At 43.4% G+C, this 717-nt stretch carries 1 protein-coding gene; it reads left to right on the top strand.

The features are described 5' to 3' along the window. On the top strand, positions 1–652 hold a 652-nt coding region (locus tag H6A32_RS15835), incomplete at its 5' end, for an Rpn family recombination-promoting nuclease/putative transposase (RefSeq protein WP_204864825.1). Between the last annotated feature and the right edge of the window lie 65 nt (positions 653–717).

Below are 717 nucleotides of genomic sequence, written 5' to 3'. Positions count from 1 at the left end.
TCCAATGAAGAAAATGTGCTACACTTACAGCAGACAGAAATATCCTTTTCCAGTGGATGAGAAGCCGGGAAAGGATCGAATTATGAGAAACAACAAAAGAAAAAGAAAGACACAAAATAAGAAAAGACCAACTGCCCGAAGCGAAGATTTTATCATGAAGCCTTCCGTGGACTGGTGTTTCAAAGAGCTGATGAGAAATCCTAAGACAAGAAAAGGATTTATTGCAGTGCTTTTGCAGGTTAAGCCGGAAGAAATTGATGAAACGATCCTGTTGGAAAATGAGCTTCCAAAAGAAGCAGAAGAGGAAAAGCAGGGAATTCTGGATGTGCATGTATGCCTGGCTGATGGAGTGCAGATAGATATCGAAATGCAGGTGTTTTATGTGGAATACTGGGACGAACGTCTGCTATTTTATCTGAGCAAAATGTATGCAGGACAGATCAAAGCCGGGGAAAGCTATAGCATCCTGAAGAAGTGTATTCAGGTCAGCGTCCTGAATTTTGAACGATTTCCAGATGATGATTTTTGTTACCGGACGGTCCATTTCTGGGATGAAATGGCCGGGAAGAAGTATACAGATAAGCTGGAGATTCAGATCCTGGATGTTGGACGGCGAATTGAGGGAGACGCAAACAACAGATTATTTTTCTAAGCATCGGAGAAGTGACTGCGCAGTCCGGGAGCTGACTGCGCGATAAAACCGATCATCCGGCACGT

Source organism: Drancourtella massiliensis (assembly GCF_016900655.1).
Taxonomy (GTDB): Bacteria; Bacillota; Clostridia; order Lachnospirales; family Lachnospiraceae; genus Sellimonas; species Sellimonas catena.
Note: the sequence above shows the minus strand (reverse complement) of the source record. Positions and strands in the feature narration are given on the sequence as shown.